Here is a 16,598-nt window from a genome sequence, read left to right as displayed (position 1 = left end):
AGAATGGGCAGATCAGGAAGACCCCGGGTGGGCCATTCGCCGGTCTTCACCTCTTCAGGTGAAGACCGATCCGGGCGGCTGTGCGAGGCCCCGAACGTACGCGTAGCGAACGGCCTGGGCCCGGTCGCGTACCCCGGCCTTGGCGAAGAGGTTGTTGATGTGGCTTTTCACGGTGGCCTGCGAAATGTGCAGCTGCCGGGCGATCTCCGTATTGGACAGCCCCTCCGCGATCAGGATCAGCACCTCCAGCTCACGCGGCGTCAGGCCGTCGGGCAACTCCGGCTCGGATGACAGGGCCGGCAACAGGGGACTCGTGGTGACCCGCTCCAGCAGACGGCGCTGCACTCTCGGGGAGAGCCCGGCCTCGCCCGACAGCACGGCCTGGACGGCCCGCACGATCTCGTCGCCCCCGGCGTCCTTGGTGAGGTAGCCGCGGGCCCCCGCCCGCAGCGCGGGGAAGAGCGAGTCGTCGTCCGCGAACGTCGTGAGCACCACCACCTGGGTACCGGGATGGTCCTTGCGGATCCGTCTCGTCGCCTCGACCCCGTCGCACCGGGGCATCCGCAGGTCCATCAGGACCACGTCGGGGGCCAGTTCGGCCACGAGCGCGACGGCCTCGTCGCCGTCCTTCGCCGATCCGACCACCTCGATGCCGGGCAGCAGCCCCAGCAGCATCACGATTCCTTCGCGCACCACCGACTGGTCGTCGGCGACCACGACCCGCGCGTTCACACGGGCACCCGCAGACTCACCACGAATCCCTCCTCGGCGGGGCCCGCCTCCAGCGTCCCGCCCATCAGCTCGGCCCGCTCCCTCATCCCCAGCAGACCGTATCCGGAGCCGCTGCCCGCGAGTTCGTTCCCGGGAACGCTCCCGCCCGAGTCCCTGACCTCCAGGGAGACTTCGTCCGGCAGGTACTCCAGCCGGACGAGCACCCTGGCCCCCGGTGCGTGTTTGCGCACATTGGTCAGGGCCTCCTGCGCCACTCGCCGGACCGTCTGCGACGCCTCGGCCGTCAGCACCCGATGCTCCCCTTCCACGCTGACCTCCGCGGGCTCGGCGGCCACCAGTTGTCTCAGGAAGTCCTCCACCGGAGACACCTCTCCCCTGAGCGCGGAGAGCGCCTGCCGGGTCTCCGCGAGTCCCTCACGTGCCATGGAACGCGCCGCCACCACCCGCTCCAGCACCCCGTCCCGGAACTCCCCCCCGGGTTCCCGCTCGATCAGCAGCCGCGCCGCCTCCAGGTGTACCAGCTGCGCCGAGAGGCTGTGGGCGAGCACGTCGTGGATCTCCCTGGCGATCCTGGCCCGCTCCCCCAGGGCCGCCGTCTCGGCTTCCGCCGCGCGGGCCGCCCGCTCCTGCATGAGCAGTCTCTGGGCGTTGCCGCGGGCCTCGGCGTCCAGCCTGAGCACATAACCGGCCAGCGAAAGGCCGACGGTGGTCGTGGCCGTGGAGAACCAGCCGTCGGTGTTGACGACGGCGTACACGCCGAGGGTGAGGGCCGTCACGGGAAGGGCCGCCGCGAGAGGCAGCCGCTCCAGCGCGGTGACCGCACAACCGCACCACAGGAGCGTCGCCAGCAGAACAGCGTCGGCCTCACGCGCGCCGAAGGCCGCCAACAGCAGCAATGTCATCAGACCGAGTGACGGCCAGAGCCGGTGTTTCAGGCTGGTCCGGAAGAAGGCCCACGCGACGACCGCGCAGCCCAGCACTCCCACCATTCCGGCCGCGATCGCCCAGGGGCCGAAGCGCCCGCCGCCGAACGTCCCCCACAGCATGGCGGCGATCAGCACCCCCCGGACCGACCAGGTGATCACCTTCCGCGGACGGGTGCGGTTCGCCTCCGAGAGCGCCTCGCGGGAGGGCCAGCTCGTCCAGGTAGCGCGCATCACCCTCGGTCCTTCCCTGCCGGCTGCGATGTCGCCCCGACGGCGAGGACTGCGTATGCCGGACCCATCCGCCCGCCCCGCCGCGACAGCACATCCCCGCGCGCCCCAGGCACCACCGCGAGGAGGACTCTCGGCAGGCTCCACCGACGCCGGTCGCCCGTGATCTTCTGCGCCCGGGGCTGACGGGCCACTACGGCGACGGCGACCGCACCGATCACCAGGACATCGACGATCTCCGACATGGCTGCCTCCGATTCGCGGAAAGGTTGAACGCCTTCGACGCTACGGAAACGGCCGGGCCGGGGAATCGGCTCAGGGGTGGATCGTGGGTGGAGTTGCCGTCTCCACCCACGGGTGGAGACGGCGACGCTCAGACATCGATGCGTGAAGCGCTCAGACGTCGATGCGTGAGCGGTCCAGGGTGGCGGCAGAGCTGGTGATGAACTCCTTGCGCGGAGCCACCTCGTTGCCCATCAGCAGGTCGAAGACCTGCTCGGCCGACTCCAGATCGCCGATGTTGATCCGCCGCAGGGTACGGTGACGCGGGTCCATCGTGGTCTCCGCCAGCTGATCCGCGTCCATCTCGCCCAGGCCCTTGTACCGCTGGATCGAGTCCTTGTACCGGATGTTCTTCCGCTGGAGCTCCAGCAGCCGCTGACGCAGCTCGTTGTCGGAGTACGTGTAGATGTACTTGTCCTGGCCCTTCTTCGGCTGGACCAGCTCGATGCGGTGGAGCGGGGGCACGGCGGCGAAGACCCGGCCGGCCTCGACCATCGGCCGCATGTACCGCTGGAAGAGCGTCAGCAGCAGGATGCGGATGTGCGCGCCATCGACATCGGCGTCCACCAGCAGGACGATCTTCCCGTAGCGCGCGGCGTCGATGTCGAAGGTCCGGCCGGACCCTGCTCCTATGACCTGGATGATCGCACCGCACTCGGCGTTCTTCAGCATGTCCGAGACGGATGCCTTCTGGACATTGAGGATCTTGCCCCGGATCGGCAGCAGCGCCTGGAACTCACTGTTCCGGGCGAGCTTGGCCGTGCCGAGCGCGGAGTCCCCCTCGACGATGAACAGCTCGCTGCGGTCGACGTCGTCGCTGCGGCAGTCGGCGAGCTTCGCCGGCAGCGAGGAGGACTCCAGCGCCGTCTTACGACGCTGCGCGTCCTTGTGCTGACGGGCCGCAATGCGGGTCCGGGCAGCAGCCACGGCCTTGTCCAGGACCGCCCTGGCCTGGGCCTTCGCATCGCGTTTCGTCGAGGTCAGGAACGCCTTGAGTTCCTTCGCCACGACGTTGGCGACGATCCGGTTCGCTGCCGAGGTGCCGAGCACCTCCTTGGTCTGGCCCTCGAACTGCGGCTCCGCCAGGCGCACGGTGACGACCGCGGTCAGCCCCTCCAGTGCGTCGTCCTTGACGATGTCGTCCTCGGCCACGCGGAGCAGCTTGGCGGAGCGAAGCACCTCGTTGACCGTCTTGGTCACGGAGCGTTCGAATCCGGTCACGTGCGTGCCGCCCTTGGGGGTGGCAATGATGTTGACGAAGGACTTGAGGGTGGTGTCGTAGCCGGTGCCCCAACGCAGGGCGATGTCCACCGCGAGTTCCCGGGTGACCTCGGTCGCCGTCATGTGGCCGCGCTCGTCCAGCACCGGCACGGTCTCCTTGAACGTGCCCTGCCCGCTCAGGCGCAGGACGTCGCAGACGGCCTTGTCCTGTGCGAGGTACTCGCAGAATTCGCTGATGCCGCCGTCGAAATGGAAGGTCTCCTCGGTCTTGCCCGCCCCGTCGAGACCCCGTTCGTCGCGGACGACGATCGTGAGGCCGGGGACGAGGAAGGCCGTCTGCCGCGCCCGCTGGTGGAGCGTCTCCAGGCTGAGCTTGGCGTCCTTGAGGAAGATCTGCCGGTCCGCCCAGTAGCGAACCCGGGTGCCGGTGCGCGTCTTCGGCACCCGCTTGCCCTTGCGCAGGCCGTTGGCCGGATCGAACGGGCTGTCCGGCCCCTGCTCGGTGAAGATTCCCGGAACCCCGCGACGGAAGCTGATCGAGTGGGTCGCGCTGTTGCGGTCGACCTCCACGTCGAGCCGGGCGGAGAGTGCGTTCACCACGGAGGCGCCGACGCCGTGCAGACCGCCCGACGCGGCGTACGAGCCGCCGCCGAACTTTCCGCCGGCGTGGAGCTTGGTCATCACGACCTCGACACCGGACAGACCGGTCTTGGGCTCGACATCGACGGGGATGCCCCGCCCGTTGTCCCGGACCTCTACGGAGTTGTCGTCGTGGAGGATGACCTCGATGTGGTCGCAGAAGCCACCCAGGGCCTCGTCGACGGAGTTGTCGATGATCTCCCAGAGGCAGTGCATGAGACCGCGGCTGTCGGTGGACCCGATGTACATGCCGGGGCGCTTGCGAACCGCTTCGAGCCCCTCGAGTACGAGCAGATGCCGCGCGGTGTAGTTGGAACCGTCTCGGTCTGCTCCGGTCAGCAGCGCAGTGGACGGCACGGACGTATCGGCGGTCACGCGGTTCGCTCCTCGCTGAATTTCATTTGGGGCCCAGTGGGTATCGGGCTCGGCTTCGGTAGCCGCTGAGAGCGTACCGAGGCCTGGTAGAGCGGTTGTAACGCCACCCTCCGACAACCCTCACATCAATCCATCCTCGCACATACGTTCGGTCACCCGTGGGAGTGACGCGCACGTCACGTTCCCTTCCAGGCATGAACCATTTAGGCTCCGGGCACGTCCTCATGAACGAACCGGCAAGCCAGCCGGGAGGATCCACCAAGACAAGCAACGCGAAACCGTAGCGCTACGCAATACGGCACATTCGCCGCCAATCGTCAATAGACAGCCATCTCGAGAAGAAGTTTCGAAGAAAAGCCACGAGCGGGAACGTTTTCGGCCTGGTTGGATGTTGACCCTGGTACGACAGCTCGTCGAGCTAGAGAAGAGGCGACGTGACTACTGTTCTGACCCCCGCGAGCCCGCTGACCGCAGCAGACCGCTGTGACCGTTGCGGCGCCCAGGCATATCTGCGCGTCGTCCTGATCAGCGGCGGTGAACTGCTCTTCTGCGCCCACCACGGTCGCAAGTTCGAGCCGGAACTCAAGAAGATCGCCGCGGAAATACAGGATGAGACGGACCGGCTCACGGCCGTACAGGCCCAAGCCACCGAAGAGGAACACTGACACCTCGCATTCACGACGAGCTCGGGCCAGGTCCCGGACCTGCCGACGGGCGGCTCCCCATGTGGGGAGCCGCCCGTTCTCGTACGCCCGTACCCCGACCGCTCAGCCCCCTTCCGGCATCCAGCCGATCGCTGCGGAGATCCGCGTGTACACGCCGGGATTTCCTGCCCTCGCGCAGCCGTTCCCCCAGGACACCAGTCCGATAAGCCTTCCACGGGCCACCAGAGGCCCTCCGCTGTCTCCCTGGCACGCGTCATACCCGCCCAGCAGTTCGCCCGCACAGAGCATCGCTGAGGGGTCGTACGTGCCGTTCCTGCCGCCCTGGTACACCTGCGCGCACGCGCTGTCCGGCAGGACGCTCACTTTCGCAGAGCGGAGCGACGAGGCGTAGTCGCCGTTGCCGCTCATGTCACCCCACCCGTAGACGACGGCCCCGGTGCCCGGCGCGTACGCCGCGTCCCCCGACCCGGCCATCTGGATCGCGCTCTTCTCCGGCAGCGCGTCGGCCAGTGCGAGTACCGCCAGGTCCCCCGCGTTCGTGGCGGGGTCGAACGCGGGATTGATCCACGTCGACCGCACCGGGATCTCCTGCCCCCCGGCCTCGCGCAGGGTGTCGCGGCCCGCGATGACCCGCAGGTCCCGCACCGCGCCAACCTCGACGCCGAGCGCCTCACGGCTCAAGCAGTGCGCGGCGGTCAGCACCTTCTTCGGGGCCACCACGACACCGCCGCAGAACTGTCCGGCACGAGCCTCTCCGAACCGGTCGCGGCTGGACAGCGCCACCACCCAGGGACTGTCCTTGACGTGCGCGGGCTGACCACCGACGACTATGCCGTCCTCGGCCGCCCGGGCAGGGGACGCGAGAGGTATCGCGGCTGCGGCGGCAACCAGGGCGAACGCCCCGGTCAGGGCACGGAAGGCGATACGGGACATGCGTACTCCTGACTCTGTGTCGAACCGTTCCCACCCAGAGTCGTCCCACCACTCGTCCGACGCACCCATTGATAGGCCGAGGGCCCGGAACCCAGGGGGTTCCGGGCCCTCGCACGCTCCTGCTACTAGTCGAGGTAGTCCCGCAGCACCTGCGAACGCGACGGGTGACGCAACTTCGACATGGTCTTCGACTCGATCTGACGGATGCGCTCACGCGTCACGCCGTAGACCTTGCCGATCTCGTCCAGCGTCTTCGGCTGGCCGTCGGTGAGGCCGAAACGCATCGAGACCACGCCCGCCTCGCGCTCGGAGAGCGTGTCGAGCACCGAGTGCAGCTGCTCCTGGAGGAGCGTGAAGCTGACCGCGTCGGCCGGCACGACCGCCTCGGAATCCTCGATGAGGTCACCGAACTCGCTGTCCCCGTCCTCACCCAGCGGGGTGTGGAGGGAGATCGGCTCACGACCGTACTTCTGGACCTCGATGACCTTCTCGGGGGTCATGTCGAGTTCCTTGGCCAGCTCCTCCGGCGTGGGCTCGCGGCCCAGGTCCTGGAGCATCTGGCGCTGCACACGGGCGAGCTTGTTGATGACCTCGACCATGTGCACCGGGATGCGGATGGTGCGGGCCTGGTCGGCCATGGCGCGGGTGATCGCCTGGCGGATCCACCAGGTGGCGTACGTGGAGAACTTGTAGCCCTTGGTGTAGTCGAACTTCTCGACCGCGCGGATCAGACCGAGGTTGCCTTCCTGGATGAGGTCCAGGAAGAGCATGCCGCGGCCGGTGTAACGCTTGGCCAGCGACACCACGAGACGGAGGTTGGCCTCCAGCAGGTGATTCTTGGCGCGGCGGCCGTCCTCGGCGATGATCTCCAGCTCGCGCTTGAGCTTCGGGGCGAGCTTGTCGGAGTTCGCCAGCTTGTCCTCGGCGAACAGGCCGGCCTCGATGCGCTTGGCGAGCTCGACCTCCTGCTCGGCGTTGAGGAGGGGAACCTTGCCGATCTGCTTCAGGTAGTCCTTGACCGGGTCGGCGGTGGCACCGGCGACGGCGACCTGCTGCGCGGGCGCGTCGTCCTCGTCGTCGTCGGAGAGGACGAAGCCCTTGTTCTCGCCCTCGCCCTCCTCTTCCTCGCCGCCCTTGCCGACCTTTACTTCCTCGATCGCCTCGTCGCCATCGAGAAGCTCGTCGTCCTGCTTTCCGGACTTCTTCGCTGTTGTCTTCTTGGCCGCCGTCTTCTTCGCAGCGGTCTTCTTGGCAGCCGTCTTCTTGGCTGCCGCCTTCTTCGCAGGAGCGGCCGCGACGGCGTCGCCGGCCGCCGTGTCCACGGTCTCTGCCGACGGAGCGGCGGTGGCCGCGACAGTCCTCGTCACGGTCGTCTTGGCCGCGACGGTCTTGGTGGCGGTGCGCTTGACCGGGCTCTTCGCTGCGACGCTCTTGCGGGCACGTTTGGACGGCTCCGCGGCACTGACCATCAGCGTCACACCCTCTTCCTCGAGGATCTGATTGAGGCTGCGCAGAACATTCTTCCACTGGGTTGGCGGAATCTGGTCAGCCTCGAAGGCCCGACGCACGTCATCGCCGGCGATCTGCCCATCAGCCTTTCCCCGCTCGATGAGCGCCATCACAGACTCGGACTCGGCGATCTCCGGCGGGAGCGTACGGGATGTGCTGGCCGACACGAACAACCTCTCGGAACGATGGAAACGGCTTCCGGCCCGGCCCCCGTGAGGGCTGGAGCCGACGACCGCCGGGCTGGGAAGTACCGACGGCGCGGGGTTTGGCCTCAGAACTGCACAGCGCACTCAATGGCTGCTGTATTCCTTCCGTGGCGCTCACCTCTTAAGTCATCGCACTGCTTCGAGGAGTGTTACGCCCAATCCACGTGGCCCGAGTCACACCTCATTTGCGACGAACGAGACCAAGAGTGCATTCCTCACCACAATTGTGCCGCCGGACCATGACGGACCCGGCGACACATGGTTCGCACCCCGGTCGTACCGCGCTCAGTGCTCGCGGGGCGCGGGCACCACCCGCTCCACCTCGGGGTGGATGACGAGCAGTTGGCGCATGGCCGTTTCGGCACCTGCCGCGTCGCCGGACGCGAGGGCATCGACGATCCGGGTGTGATGACCGAGAGAGGCGTCGGTGGGGCGGTCACAGCCCGTGACCGGGCCGCCCGAGACCTGCAGCGCCGCAGCGACGATGCCGGAGAGGTGCTCGAGCATCCGGTTGCCCGCCGCCTGGATGAGCAGGGAGTGGAACTCCGCATCCGCCCGGGAACAGGTGATCGCGTCGCCCTGCCCGACCGCGTGCCTCATGATCTCGACCATGTCACCGAGACGCTGCTGAATGTCCTCACGGCCATGGCCCGCGGCGAGGCGAGCGGCGAGCGGCTCGATCGTCCAGCGGAGTTCCCCCAGCTCGCGGCGCTGGTCCTCGCGCTGGGGGCCGAAGGCGCGCCATTCGATGATGTCGGGGTCCAGCAGGTTCCAGTCGCTGACAGGACGGACCCTGGTACCCACATTGGGCCGGGCACTGACCAGCCCCTTGGCCTCGAGGACACGCAGCGATTCGCGCACGACGGTACGGGAGACCTCGAAGCGCTGACCGATCTCCTCCGGAACGAGGGGGCGGTCGGCGCCCAGGTCACCGGAAACGATCATCTGACCCAGCTGCTGAACGAGTTGGCCATGGAGGCCGCGGCCCCGGCTGGCCGAACCCCGCCGGCCCACCCGACCGAGCTCGGCGTCGGGACCGTCCCAGGTACGAAGGGCGGCACGCTCGCCGGCCGGCGCCTCCGCATACGGGTAGCGATCGAGTTCACCCGGGCCGGCGAGGCCGGAATCGGCGGAGCGGGCGGCGGTCATCATGGTGTGCGCAAGGGTACTCACGCATCCTTTGTCGGCGCAGCTCACTCAGCTCTTGAGGTCTTTGGTGAAAAGCACACGAAAGGGTGATCGGCACCCACCCCCCAATTGACGTCTAACCTGCATAAACCGGTCATCCTCTTGGGAGTTACGGGCCCCGACTCGGCCCGACACCGTTCTACGACCGCCAACGGACCCTGCGGTGAAGGCCGGTGAACAGATACGCGCAGACCAGGACCGACAACGACAACGACAACGCGGCCCCCACCGGATGGGCCACGAGCCGCACGGCCGCCGCCACCCATCGGTCCGTTTCGTGGGGCCAGCTCGGCCACACCAGTTCGCGGAGCCTGCCCGGCAGTCCGACGACCGACCGGGGGTCCGGCCCCGTCGACAGCACCTTCCGGACAAGCGGAGCCACAAGCACCGGTACGGCCAGCACCGCGGCGACACCGGCCGCGGTCACCCGGAAGATCCCGGCAGCCAGGAGCCCCGCCCACGCGCAGCCCACGACCAACCCGACCCAACCGACGTACAGCGGAACCGAGTTCGGGAAAATACCGATCAGCTCGGGGCCGTACACGACCCGCAGGGCTTCGGCGGAAACCAGGACGACGGCCAGGGCCAGCGCCACGGCGGCACCCGCGGACACCACCAGCTTGGCAATGAGCAGCCCCGGTCGGCGGGGGATCGCGCCTCGCCCTGCAGCGAGGGCGGGGTAACGGAATTCGTCGCCGAACGACAGCGCACCGAGAATCCCGGCACCGACCGCCGCGGGCGGCAGTGGCAGCAGCGACGGCCAGGCCGCCAGCGTCTTCGGCAGCGGCGCATGACCGGTACGGGCCAACAGTACGGAGAGCCCGGCCGAGAGCACCATGACCACGGCCATGATCAAGGGCGTTGTCCTGACTCCGAACATACGACGCAGCTCGTACCGCAGCGGATGGAGCGGACCGCGGGCCGGACGACGCCGGATGGGGGGCGGCAGCTTTGGGCTCGACGACCGCACGACCGGTCGAGGAAGGCCCGGCCTCTCGCTGTCGTCAGGCACCGCAAGGGCTGCCGGTCCCCCTGGGGATGCGGAAGCCGCAGGGAGGGCGGGGCCCGTGGTGTCCCCGTGACCTGTCGGATTCGCCCGAGCCGTGAGGTCCGCGTGGCCCACGAGGTCCGCATGGCTGGTGGAATGCGCGGGATCGATGGGGCGCTCCCGTCCCGTCGGCCCCGCAATTCCCCCCGACGCGGCGGGCTCCACCGCTCCTGCCGGTTGCGGCGACGCAACGGGGCCGGTGTCACCGATCTCGTCGGCGAGTTGGTGCACCGGCAGCCCGTGCCGGAACGCCGTGTCGCCGATCTCCGCGCACGTGGAGCCGTACACCGAGAGCCGACCACCCGCTTCGGTGACCACCTCGACCGATCGCCGGGCCACCCGGGCTTCCCGGCTGACGACCGCGGCAAGGCGGGCCGCGTGCGGGGTCCGGACCGCGACTCTGGGGCGCAGCCGGGTCCGGGAGAAGTCGCCGGCGCCCTGGTCGGCGACGAGACGGCCACCGTCGATGGTGATCACGCGGTGGGCGTTGCGTGCGGCCTCCCGGGTGTCGGTCGTGGTGTACAGAACGGTTCCGCCCCGCGCCGCGTGGGCCCGCAACAGCTCGTGCAGCCAGCCGGCGTCGCGCGGCGAAAGGCCCTCCGCCGGATCATCGAGGACGAGCGCGTGCGGGTCGCCGAGCAGTGCCGAGGCGAGTGCGAGCCGACGGTCCATGCCGAGTGAGAGTGCGCCGATGCGCCGGTCCCCGAGTCCGGCCAGCCCTACGGCGTCGAGCACTTCGTCGGCCCGCGCCACTGGCACCCCTGCAGCGGCGCAGAGCATCCGGAGCTGCCCGCGGGCGGTGCGGGCAGGGTGCCCCGGTACGTCCCCGAGGAGCACTCCCACCTCGCGGGCCGGGTGCGGGATCCGGTGCAGCGGTCTGCCCCGGAAGTAGGTGATGCCCCGCCCCGGGTCGAGTTCGAGCATGAGGCGGAGGGCTGCGGTCTTCCCGGAGCCGGGAGGGCCCAGAAGTGCGGTGACATGGCCGGGCCGGGCTTCGAGAGTGAGGTCGTCCACAGCGGCCGGAAGGCCGCGGCGGGGGGCGCTGGTGAGTCCGATGGCCTGGAGCATCGCTTCTCTCGCGGAAGGTGAGACCGCTCGGCGGCAGAGTGGGTACCACAGCAAGATAACGCGACAAATCAGACTTTTTGCGTAGCTTCGATATCGCGGGCGTTCCGCGGGCTCAGACCTCCGGCCTCAGCATCGGGGGGTTGAGCAGCGTGGCGGCGCCGGCCCGGAACAGCTGGGCCGGACGCCCGCCCTGACGGGTGGTCGTACCGCCCGAGGGCACCAGGAAGCCGGGGGTGCCGGTCACCTTGCGATGGAAGTTCCGCGGATCGAGGACCACGCCCCATACCGCCTCGTACACCCTCCGGAGCTCGCCGACCGTGAACTCTGGAGGACAGAAGGCGGTGGCCAGGGAGGAGTACTCGATCTTAGATCGAGCCCGTTCGACGCCGTCGGCGAGGATTCGCGCGTGGTCGAAGGCCAGCGGCGCCTGGCTCTCGTCCTCCTGGCCGAAGCCTCCTTCCGGCCCGAGCAGGTCCTCGACGGGCGCCCACCTCGCGCTGTTCGCGTCACCGCCCGCCCGCGGGGCCGGAAGATCGGGGGCCAGTGCGAGATGGGCGACGCTGACGACTCTCATCCGCGGGTCGCGACCGGGGTCGCCGTAGGTGGCGAGCTGTTCGAGGTGGGCACCGTTGCCAACCGCCGGAGCCGCCGGGTCCTGGGCGCACAGGCCGGTCTCCTCCCCGAGCTCCCGCCCCGCCGCCGCACCGAGATCCTCATCGGCTCTCACGAAGCCGCCGGGCAACGCCCATCGTCCTTGGAAAGGCGGCTCACCACGGCGTACGACCAGTGCGCAGAGCGCATGACGGCGCACCGTGAGCACGACCAGGTCGACAGTGACGGCGAAGGGCGGGAAAGTCGACGGGTCGTAGGGCGGCATGCCGCGATCATAGTCGTCTGCCTGACGATAAGCACTCCCTTCGAAGATCTCTTCTCGATCCCTTTCGCATCACCCCTTCCTTGGCTCCGCGATCCACCCCGCTCCCCCGTCGGGTCACCGCCGCTCACGGACCGCGCTCCCTCGGCACCGGCTTCCACCCCTGTGGGCTGCTCCTTGCCCGAGCCGATGCCGTGCGAAGCGTCGCGGTCCGTGCCCCTCCCCCACGTCTCAGCGGCAGGGTCTGTTCAGTGACGAGATCCCCGGGTCATCCATCGCTCCTGTGGGTGCGTCGATTCGGAGCGGCTCGCCCGGACCTGCGTCGGGCAGCCGTTTCGGGGCGGGAGGGGCCGGACGGCGCCTTCCGTCGGGGTGCGGTGGCCGGGCGTGTGGTGCGAGGCCGGGCGCCCGGGGCCGTCCGATGGCTCCGCCGCCCCAGTCGGGCGTTGCGCTCCCCGCGCAGGCAACGACGCAGTGTCTCCGGGTCGAGGCCCTGGTTGCACGCTTCGTGGAGAAGCTGGGCGAAGGTGTAATGGGGGTCCATCCGCAGCGCGAGTCCCAACGCGACCCGCGCGGCCGGCTCGTCCCCCGTCGACCAGGAGACCCAGCCGGCCAGGGCCAGGGGAGCCGCGGCGTGCTCCTCGTACGGTGGGACGCAACGGCGGGACAGCGCCCGCCAGAGCCGGAGCGCGGAATCGGCCTCCGGGCCCTCCATCCATTCCGCCGCCCTGTCACGGGTTTCCCGGTCCTGCAGGCCGAGGATCATCGCGGCCGCCTCGTCATGGCTGATCAGCCGGTCGTCGTTGATGTCCGCAAGGGAGGGAGTCGTCGGTGGTGCCTCCCCGAGCCGCTTCATGAGCCTCCTGGCGAGGTCCAGGGTCTCCCGGCCAACGGCCTTGCGGCCCGCTTCGTCGAGGAGCCTGGGCACCATTTCGACCCCCATCGAATCGAGCGCTTGTTGCTGATCCGCCTCGGCGGCTGTGCCCAGGGGCATGAGCCTGGACTCCATCTCCCGCAACGATCCGCGCACTTGGATGCCCGCGTACGCGGCGGCGGCCGCCATCACCGAGGTGCCGGGCATGGCCATCCGGTTGCCCTCAGCCGGGCAGCAACGCCCGTCCGGGCAGCAGTAGGACCAGTACCGGCCGTCGGAGATGCAGAGCGCTTCGAGTACCGGCACGTCGAGCGCGCCGCAGGCCGTACGCAGGCTCTGGGCCAGGGGCCGCAGCCGCTCCATGACCCGGCCGGGGGGCTCGCCCTCGGCGGGATCCTGGCAGAGGAAGACCACGATCGCGTCGGGACGGCTGCCGCGCCGCTCGCTCCCCTTGATCAAGCACTCGGCAAGCTGCTCCGCTACGGACGGCCATTCCTCGGGCGTCTGCGGGATGCCGAGCCTGAGCCGCCCGCCGAAGCGGCCCCTGCCGCCGTGCAGGGCGACCATGACCACGCTGTCGTTCGGATGGAATCCCATGAGGTAGGGAAGGGCGTCTGCGAGCTCGGCGGGGCCTCGCAGAGTGATCTGCTGCTCGTCGACCGGACCGTTGGATTCGTGGCGCTGGTTCATGGCATGACCGTCCCGCGAACGGAAAAATTCCGCGACCCCTGTGGATAACTTTTTCCACAGGCCGGGCGACCGTTCGCGGTTTGTCATAGCCATCGGGTTGCATGGGGGCATGACCCAAGCAACCCGCGCAGACCTCAGGGCCTCGGCCGACTCCGTACTCGCCCGACTCGTCGGTGACCCCACAGGCACTGCGCGGTTGCGGGAGGACCAGTGGCTGGCCATCGAGGCACTCGTCGCCGACAAGCGCCGGGCCCTGGTCGTCCAGCGGACCGGTTGGGGCAAGTCCGCCGTGTACTTCGTCGCGACATCGCTGATCCGCGCGCAGGGCGGCGGGCCGACCGTGATCGTCTCGCCGCTGCTCGCGCTGATGCGCAACCAGGTCGCGGCGGCGGCCCGAGCCGGAATCAGCGCCCGCACGATCAACTCCTCCAACACCGAGGAGTGGGAGACCGTGCAGGCCGAGGTGGCAGCCGGTGAAGTGGACGTGTTGCTGGTCAGCCCCGAGCGGCTCAACAATCCCGATTTCCGGGACCAGGTCCTGCCCCGGCTCGCCGCCGCCACGGGGCTGCTCGTGGTCGACGAGGCGCACTGCATTTCCGACTGGGGTCACGATTTCCGGCCCGACTACCGGCGCCTGCGGACCATGCTGGCCGACCTGCCCGCCGGTGTGCCCGTCCTGGCGACCACCGCGACGGCGAACGCCCGGGTGACCGCGGATGTCGCGGAACAGCTGGGTACCGGCGCGGGTACCGACGCGCTCGTGCTCCGCGGCTCCCTGGACCGGGAGAGCCTCAGCCTCGGTGTTCTGCAACTTCCGAACGCCGCGCACCGATTGGCCTGGCTGGGCGATCACCTCAAGGAACTCCCCGGTTCGGGAATCATCTACACCCTGACGGTCGCCGCCGCCGAGGAGGTCACCGCGTATCTGCGTCAGTGCGGGCACACGGTGGCGTCCTACACCGGTCGCACCGAGAACGCCGACCGCCAGCAGGCGGAGGACGACCTCCTCGCCAACCGGGTCAAGGCCCTCGTGGCGACGTCCGCGCTGGGCATGGGGTTCGACAAGCCCGACCTCGGATTCGTGGTCCACCTCGGCTCGCCCTCCTCCCCCATCGCCTACTACCAGCAGGTGGGGCGTGCGGGGCGTGGTGTCGAACACGCGGAGGTGCTGCTCCTGCCGGGCAAGGAGGACGAAGCGATCTGGGAGTACTTCGCTTCGGTCGCCTTTCCTCCCGAGGAGCAGGTGCGGCGGACGATCGATGCCCTCGCCCACGCCGGCCGGCCGCTCTCGCTGCCCGCCCTGGAACCACTGGTCGACCTGCGGCGCACCCGGCTGGAAACCATGCTCAAGGTGCTGGACGTCGACGGCGCCGTCAGACGCGTCAAGGGCGGCTGGATCGCCACCGGTGAGCCCTGGGTGTACGACGCGGAGCGCTACGCGTGGGTGGCCCGCCAGCGGACTGCCGAGCAGCAGGCGATGCGTGAGTACGCGACGACGACGGGCTGTCGGATGGAGTTCCTGCGACGCCGGCTGGACGACGAGGAGGCGACCTCCTGCGGGCGCTGCGACAACTGTGCGGGAGCCCGCTTCGACGACCAGGTGTCCAGCGTGGCCCTCGACGGTGCACGGGGCGAACTGAGCAGACCCGGTGTGGAGATGGAGCCCCGCAAGATGTGGCCGACCGGCCTCGCGGCCGTGGGCGTCGACCTCAAGGGCCGCATCCCCGCGGGAGAGGTGTCGTTCACCGGCCGCGCCCTGGGGCGGCTCTCCGACATCGGCTGGGGCAACCGGCTGCGCCCGATGCTGGCCCCCCAGGCGCCGGACGCCCCCGTGCCGGATGACGTGGCGAACGCCGTGGTGAGCGTGCTGGCCGACTGGGCCAAGGGGCCCGGGGGCTGGGCCTCGGGGGCCGAGGACGCCGCGCCCAGACCGGTCGGGGTGGTCACGGTCGCCTCGCAGAGCAAGCCTCGGCTCATCCAGTCCCTGGGCGGCCGTATCGCCGAGATCGGCCGGATGCCGCTGCTCGGCAGCGTCACTTACGCGCCGGGCGCGATGGACCTGCGGATCTCGCGGACCAACAGCGCACAGCGGGTCCGGGCCCTGCACGAAGCACTGGTGGTGGAGCCCGGCCTGGCCGACGCGCTGGCCTCGGGGGGCGGTCCCGTACTGCTCGTGGACGATCTCGCGGACACCGGCTGGACTCTGGCGGTGGCGGCGCGGCTGCTCCGGCGGGCCGGGGCCCAGGGCGTGTTTCCGCTGGTCCTCGCTGTTCAGGCGTGACGGGAGGCATTGTTCGAGCAAGGCGTGGGCAGGGATATCAGAGTCATTCCGGCTGATTACCGTCACCTGCGCCAATTGCTCGTTGCCGCCCGCCGATACGCCAGGAAGAATTGGACTCGCTCCCCGCACAGTCCCTTTCGCGGCCCGGAAGGGTTGTGTCGCGGTGCGCCCTCACTCGACCCTGCCCGCATCATGGGCGCGTATGCGAAGGGAGGACCGTGACCTTCGGATTCGCTCCGTCCGCAGCCACTTCGATGTCGGCATCCGCCGACTCCGCCAACCGCCTTGCCAGGATGCTCGAACCGGCCGAGTGGGCCGAAGCGGGAATACCGTTGCTGCGCAGCCCCCGCGAGGTTGTCAGCGGCTTGCACGCCCGGCACAGTCCGACCCCGACGACCGCCGTCGTGGCCGTGCTCGATCACGAGGAACGCCTCACGGCCAGCGCTTCGTTCACCCGTCGCCCGACGGCCGCGGACGGCTGGGAGTTCCGCAACGCGTTGCTGGCGCATCTGCGCCGGGTGATCCCGCACGACCTCCGCCGCCGCACGCCCGTCCGGACCGCGGTGCTGCTCTACTGCCGTGAGGGCGACGAGCGCTGGACGGAGGAGGACGGGGCCTGGATGTGGGGTCTGCGCGACGCCTGCACCCTGCACGGGCTGCGCTGCGGCGCGTACATCACGCTGACCAGTAGCGGTTGGCAGGTGCTGGGCAAGGGCCGGGGCGGTCGCCGCCCCACCTCCACGTCCAGGCCGACCACGCTCGCCGACACGTCGCTCGGTCCCGACCCGGCCCCGCTGCGCACCGGTGGTGGCGCGGCGCAGGCCCTTCGGCACACCGCCGCCCGCTGATCACGGACACG

Annotated in this window: 12 protein-coding genes; 3 read left to right on the top strand and 9 right to left on the bottom strand. The window is 69.5% G+C overall.

Annotation, left to right across the window (positions count from 1 at the left end):
• Window positions 1–54: 54 nt before the first annotated feature.
• From OCT49_RS27340 to OCT49_RS27330, 3 genes are all read right to left on the bottom strand, one after another.
• Window positions 55–732, bottom strand: coding sequence for a response regulator transcription factor (locus tag OCT49_RS27340; protein WP_283854452.1), 678 nt, complete (start codon window positions 730–732; stop codon window positions 55–57).
• The gene (locus tag OCT49_RS27335) at window positions 729–1,892 is read right to left on the bottom strand and encodes a sensor histidine kinase (protein ID WP_502963424.1); all 1,164 of its coding nucleotides are present in this window, start codon (window positions 1,890–1,892) and stop codon (window positions 729–731) included. The genes OCT49_RS27340 and OCT49_RS27335 overlap by 4 nt, the downstream gene beginning before the upstream one ends.
• Before the next feature lie 390 nt (window positions 1,893–2,282).
• Window positions 2,283–4,403, bottom strand: a complete 2,121-nt coding sequence (locus tag OCT49_RS27330) for a DNA gyrase/topoisomerase IV subunit B (RefSeq protein ID WP_283854450.1) — start codon at window positions 4,401–4,403, stop codon at window positions 2,283–2,285.
• Between the two features lie 434 nt (window positions 4,404–4,837).
• Here OCT49_RS27330 and OCT49_RS27325 point away from each other — a divergent pair, with 434 nt between their 5' ends.
• Window positions 4,838–5,068: a DUF7455 domain-containing protein gene (locus OCT49_RS27325; RefSeq protein ID WP_283854449.1), complete on the top strand. Its 231-nt coding sequence runs from the start codon at window positions 4,838–4,840 to the stop codon at window positions 5,066–5,068.
• 102 nt (window positions 5,069–5,170) lie between these two features.
• On the opposite strand, the gene OCT49_RS27320 is transcribed toward OCT49_RS27325, so the two are convergent.
• The 6 genes from OCT49_RS27320 to OCT49_RS27295 form a co-directional block, all read right to left on the bottom strand.
• Window positions 5,171–6,001, bottom strand: a complete 831-nt coding sequence (locus OCT49_RS27320; RefSeq protein ID WP_283854448.1) for a serine protease — start codon at window positions 5,999–6,001, stop codon at window positions 5,171–5,173.
• A 125-nt stretch (window positions 6,002–6,126) separates the two neighbouring features.
• On the bottom strand, window positions 6,127–7,677 hold the full coding sequence (locus tag OCT49_RS27315; protein ID WP_283854447.1) for an RNA polymerase sigma factor: 1,551 nt from the start codon (window positions 7,675–7,677) through the stop codon (window positions 6,127–6,129).
• A gap of 324 nt (window positions 7,678–8,001) precedes the next feature.
• On the bottom strand, window positions 8,002–8,889 hold the full coding sequence (locus OCT49_RS27310; protein WP_283854446.1) for a FadR/GntR family transcriptional regulator: 888 nt from the start codon (window positions 8,887–8,889) through the stop codon (window positions 8,002–8,004).
• Window positions 8,890–9,043: 154 nt separating this feature from the next.
• On the bottom strand, window positions 9,044–11,020 hold the full coding sequence (locus OCT49_RS27305; RefSeq protein WP_283854445.1) for an ATP-binding cassette domain-containing protein: 1,977 nt from the start codon (window positions 11,018–11,020) through the stop codon (window positions 9,044–9,046).
• Window positions 11,021–11,132: 112 nt separating this feature from the next.
• Window positions 11,133–11,897, bottom strand: a complete 765-nt coding sequence (locus tag OCT49_RS27300) for an NUDIX hydrolase (RefSeq protein WP_283854444.1) — start codon at window positions 11,895–11,897, stop codon at window positions 11,133–11,135.
• A 265-nt stretch (window positions 11,898–12,162) separates the two neighbouring features.
• Complete coding sequence (locus OCT49_RS27295) at window positions 12,163–13,458, bottom strand: DUF4192 domain-containing protein (RefSeq protein ID WP_283854443.1); 1,296 nt, start codon at window positions 13,456–13,458, stop codon at window positions 12,163–12,165.
• Between the two features lie 109 nt (window positions 13,459–13,567).
• Between OCT49_RS27295 and OCT49_RS27290 the strand changes: the two genes are divergently transcribed.
• Together OCT49_RS27290 and OCT49_RS27285 are read left to right on the top strand one after the other, a co-directional pair.
• Window positions 13,568–15,739 carry a RecQ family ATP-dependent DNA helicase gene (locus OCT49_RS27290; RefSeq protein ID WP_283854442.1) on the top strand — a complete coding sequence of 724 codons (2,172 nt, stop codon included), beginning with the start codon at window positions 13,568–13,570 and terminating at the stop codon, window positions 15,737–15,739.
• A 218-nt stretch (window positions 15,740–15,957) separates the two neighbouring features.
• Entirely contained in the window at window positions 15,958–16,587 is a 630-nt protein-coding gene (locus tag OCT49_RS27285) for a hypothetical protein (RefSeq protein WP_283854441.1), read from the top strand.
• Window positions 16,588–16,598 lie beyond the last annotated feature (11 nt).

The organism is Streptomyces sp. ML-6 (genome assembly GCF_030116705.1).
In the GTDB taxonomy this organism is placed as follows: Bacteria; Actinomycetota; Actinomycetes; order Streptomycetales; family Streptomycetaceae; genus Streptomyces.
Note: the sequence above shows the minus strand (reverse complement) of the source record. Positions and strands in the feature narration are given on the sequence as shown.

Coding starts and splice junctions, on each gene's coding strand:
- OCT49_RS27305 (WP_283854445.1), bottom strand. CDS start 11,020: ATGCTCCAGGCCATCGGACTCACCAGCGCCCCCCGCCGCGGCCTTCCG.
- OCT49_RS27295 (WP_283854443.1), bottom strand. CDS start 13,458: ATGAACCAGCGCCACGAATCCAACGGTCCGGTCGACGAGCAGCAGATC.
- OCT49_RS27320 (WP_283854448.1), bottom strand. CDS start 6,001: ATGTCCCGTATCGCCTTCCGTGCCCTGACCGGGGCGTTCGCCCTGGTT.
- OCT49_RS27290 (WP_283854442.1), top strand. CDS start 13,568: ATGACCCAAGCAACCCGCGCAGACCTCAGGGCCTCGGCCGACTCCGTA.
- OCT49_RS27300 (WP_283854444.1), bottom strand. CDS start 11,897: ATGCCGCCCTACGACCCGTCGACTTTCCCGCCCTTCGCCGTCACTGTC.